Origin of the sequence: Drancourtella sp. An57 (assembly GCF_002161525.1) — a bacterium.
GTDB lineage: Bacteria > Bacillota > Clostridia > Lachnospirales > Lachnospiraceae > Sellimonas > Sellimonas catena.
Genome location: NZ_NFHY01000040.1, coordinates 1 through 940 on the forward strand (window position 1 = coordinate 1; position 940 = coordinate 940).

1 protein-coding gene is annotated in these 940 nt (G+C 40.5%); it reads left to right on the forward strand.

Annotation, left to right across the window (positions count from 1 at the left end):
* Positions 1 to 699: 699 nt before the first annotated feature.
* On the forward strand, positions 700 to 940 hold a 241-nt coding region (locus B5G11_RS16070), incomplete at its 3' end, for a helix-turn-helix domain-containing protein (protein ID WP_144289719.1).

Sequence of the window (940 nt, forward strand, 5' to 3'; positions counted from 1 at the left end):
TAACCTGCAAAAGCACTGCAATAAATCCTTTTCTTGTCTTTGGATTTCTCATCAGCTCTTTGAAACACCAGTCCACGGAAGGCTTCATGATAAAATCTTCGCTTCGGGCAGTTTGTCTTTTCTTATTTTGTGTCTTTCTTTTTCTTTTGATTTTTCTCATAATTCGATCCTTTCCCGGCTTCTCATCCGCTGGAAAAGGATGTTTCTGTATGCTGTAAGTGTAGCATATTTTTGCCATCGGAAAAAGTGGTTTAGGGAATAAATGTTCCTGATAGAAAAGCGAAAAAGAAACTGTCCGATTGCCAGCCATTAGATCTGCCGTATACAATAATAAGATTTGAATAATTCGGCGAACGCCTTAGAAATACGAAAAGCGAATGCTTTTCAGATATAGATAGAGTAACATACCAATAACGAAAAGGCAAGAAAACTCGACCATTTTTACCCTTTCCATATATCAAAAAAATACTCGTTGCTTTCTATTTTTCGTGTTATAATGAATACATCTTTTCACATTTCTCTGATATTATTGAGTATTCCGTGACTTCGGAGCCACTCAATCCGTTGCATAGAGCCACCCATTCCGAATGTCGGAGCCACCCATATGAGAAGGTGAATCCGCTGTTGAGAGCCACCTCTTAAAGCAATACAATGATCCCAACGGATGAATCCGTAATACTTTGAGAGGAGGACGATTCAATGTCCAAAGAGAAACCTATTTTACAAATGCTTCGGGATGGATACAGCCAGCGACACATTGCCAGTTTTCTGCATGTATCCAGAAACACGGTGGCAAGGGTGGCTAAGGCTGCTTCCGAACACCAGTTATCGAATGATGTGTTGGAGTCCATGGATGAAGTAGAAATCCGCCATACACTTTTTCCGGAAGAAGCATTGATCCCCACACTAGTTACGCCTGATTTCCCGTATATCCATAAGG